This is a genomic window from SAR324 cluster bacterium, assembly GCA_029245725.1.
In the GTDB taxonomy this organism is placed as follows: Bacteria; SAR324; SAR324; order SAR324; family NAC60-12; genus JCVI-SCAAA005.
In genome coordinates, this window is sequence record JAQWOT010000394.1 from 1 (window position 1) to 3,553 (window position 3,553).

The window sequence follows — 3,553 nt, forward strand, 5'->3', positions numbered from 1 at the left end:
GGGGTGGGTATGTGGGGAATCTTGGCTCGGCTTGGAAAGGCTACATTGATGAAGTCAAAGTCTATGGCAGAGCGTTAACCTCCATAGAAGTTGTTGACAAGTGTCTCGCCTACTCTCAGTGTGATAATCTTACCCCGAATATTCCTTTGAATCTGACTGCTACAGCAGGAGTTTCCCAAGTCACGGTGGCCTGGGACAATGTGACAGGTGCCGACAACTACACTGTCTATTGGACGGATACTCCATCGACAGCAATTGACCCAGCCAACGCAGCTACTTATGACGGCACGAAGACCGTTAGTTCCCCGACAACTGTTGTCACAGGTCTGACCAACGGCACCTCTTATGACTTTGCTGTCAAAGCCACCAACTCAGCAGGCAGTAGCTCTGTTTCCGATGAAGCCAATGCTACCCCCTTAGCTGCACCCGTCGTTACTCTTTCAGGAACCGCTTCCGTTACAGAAGGAAATTCTGGAGCTACCAATGCGACCATCACCGCTACTTTAGATAGAACCGCTTCCACGAACACTACCGTTACATTGACAGCCTCAGGAACAGCTACAGGCAGTGGTACTGACTACACTTTAAGCAGTTCAACGATCACAATTACTGCAGGAAATACGACAGGTACAGCTACTGTCAGTGTGGTTGGTGAGACAACTGCGGAAGACAATGAAACAGTAATCTTGGATATCACAGGAGTATCTGGGGGAGACAGTGCGACAGAGAGTGGAACACCACAACAGGTGACAGTCACCATCATTGATGATGATTTGGCAGCGCCGGTCCTTGACAATGCAACCCCAGCTGAGCAGCAAAATACGATCTACTGGCAGGCCTACTCCAATGCTTCGAACTACACCCTTTACTGGAAGACTTCCAGCGGGGTGAGCAATTCTGATGACAACATCACCATCTCAGATAACAGTTCGACTTCCTACGTTCACGGGGGACTAGATAACGGGACGAGGTACTACTACAAGCTGGTTGCGAACACAGCATCCGGAAGTACGGCTCTGTCTAATGAGGTCAGCGGTGTCCCGACTGCTTATGACAACTGCACTACTTCAGGGATTCTGGCGGACAATGACACTGACTTGCTGGTCTACTATCCATTCAATGGAAACCTCAATGATGAGAAAAATTCACACGGAGATGGGCGCTACAACCTGACTAACTCTGGCGGGACGATTCGCTTCCCACGGGGTTGTGGCTATGGCTTGGCGGGTTACTTCAACACGACTTCCGGCTATGCCCAAAACACCCAGTTTACAGACAGCAATGTCGGAGGAGCTTTGGCCGCTGGCAATTACACGATCACAATGTGGGTCAATGCTGATGCTGATATGCCCAAATTTGCCACAGCCCTGAACACGGGCTTCAAGCACACTATGAGCCCAACGGGTTGGCAAAATAAATCCCAAATCGATATTGATAGCAATGGCAGGATTGAGTGGCTGACAAAAATTAACAGTGGTTCTGATAATGACATTACCGGCAGTAGTTCTTTGCCCTTACACCAGTGGCATCATCTGGCAGCGGTTCACTATGACAACGACACCGCCCAATTGTATTCAAACGGAACGCTGTTAGAATCCACAAATTCCTTTCCAGCCAAATGGTATGGGTTGGTAGTTGGCGTAAATCGCTCCAACAATCCAGAGACTCGGACCTGGAAGGGCTACATCGACGAGGTCAAGGTCTATGGGAGACCCTTCAGCTACAATGACGTGATCGAAAAGTGTGGAGCGTATGCAGAGTGTCTGGTTCCCCCAGCCAATCTGGTAGCAACGGCGGCAGCCTATCAAAATACGCTCAGCTGGACCGCAGTCAACGGAGCATCAGGCTATAAGATCTACTGGGATACCAATGCCAATGTCACGACTTCAGATAGTTCCATCCCTATTTCTGACAACAGTTCGACTTCCTACGTACACAGCAGCCTTACGGCTGGTCAGACCTACTATTACCGGATTGTGACGATCAAAGATACCGAAAGTGCCCTGTCAAATGAGGTGAACGGAACCCCGCCGCCGCCGCCTTCGGCAGTTTCAGATCTTGCTGCCGCCAGCGGGTACCAGCAGGTCAAGTTGACGTGGTCCAATGTCTCGGGGGCAGACAACTATACCCTCTTTTGGGCCCTGAATGATCCTGTTACTTCTCCCTTCACTGTATCTGCCGGCAGTAACAGCATAGCAGGTGTATCCTCAGGCTATATTCACGGTGGCTTGACCTCAGGCAAGAGGTATGAATATGCCCTGCGGGTCATTGACAATGGCGTTAACAGCGCTTTGAGTAACCAGGTCAATGGGACTCCCACCGGAGAAACTACGGTAACTCTCCCAGCTGATAATAATGCTGATCTTGTTGTCTATTATGATTTTGATGGGGATTTAAACAATAAGGCTTCGACAGGGGCCACCTACAACCTGACTGCTTCAGGAGATGCTGGATTCGTGTATGCAGGTAGCCACTTCACGGGTGACCAGGCGAGTTACTTTGATTCCCAGGGTGGCTACGCTTATAATGACAACTTTACGGACAATGGTTCAGGTAGAGTTTCGGCTTATGGAATCCCAGAGTTACAGGACAACTTTACGGTTTCAATGTGGTTGCGCCCTGATGAGGATATGCCTACCTATGCTTCTGCTCTGACCAGTTCCGATGGGACAGGTAGTAGCAGTTCAGGTCGTTTTCAGATCAGTGACAATGGTACTGGTGGGATTGTCGCCATCACCAATAACCGGGACAAGTGGCAAACCAACACTCAGTTAACTCTGAACAGCTGGAGTCATGTCGTTGCTGTCAAATATGATAATGGAACTCTTAGGATGTATAAAGATGGCGCTGCTGGAGAAAATGAAGTCTTCATCGCGACCTCCTTCAATCCCTTGGCATTGCGCCCCGCCTTAGATAGTGAGAAGAGTTTTACAACGGAGTGGCGTAAGATCAAAATTGGCATCAACCGGGTTAGTCAGAGTCCCTGGAAGGGCTATGTTGACGAGGTCAAGATTTACAAAAGATCACTCACTCCAACGGAAGTCGGCTACCTCTACAACAACCACTGTCCAAAAGCTTCTTGTCCTTGATGTACGCTTTCTGGGGGATAGAAATGGAACAGAAGCTAAAAATTTGCTCTAGCAACAAATTATATTTTCTTAGCCAATTTGAAACTGGAGGTAATTTTTAGAAGGCATCCTCATGCTGATCAGCGCTGATCTTATTCCACTGAAGAAGCTGGCGCAGGACCACCCAACCGCCCGGGTGATCGACCTCTTCCAACAACTCCAACTGACTCCCTATGTGCATCTGGTAAATTGCCGACTCAGTACGATAGGGGCACTGAACAAGCAGGTTGTCGAGCTTGCTGAAATTTACCTACCATTGCCACAGAACATCTGGAACTCGCTGGCAGCAGCATTCGAATCTATTCCATGTTCCTTCAACACGGCCCTCGTTATGGAAAAGATCAACACGATTTCAGCAGAAGTGTACCGGGAACCAAGAAAGCATTTAAGTTGTATGGTCCATGGTGATCTGATGCAGCTGTTGC

Annotated in this window: 2 protein-coding genes; both read left to right on the plus strand. The window is 49.0% G+C overall.

What is annotated here, in order from left to right:
* The coding region (locus tag P8O70_21640) for a hypothetical protein (protein MDG2199445.1) at window positions 1-3,089 on the plus strand (3,089 nt) is incomplete at its 5' end.
* Window positions 3,090-3,201: 112 nt separating this feature from the next.
* A partial coding sequence (locus P8O70_21645; protein ID MDG2199446.1) for a hypothetical protein occupies window positions 3,202-3,553 on the plus strand: 352 nt, incomplete at its 3' end.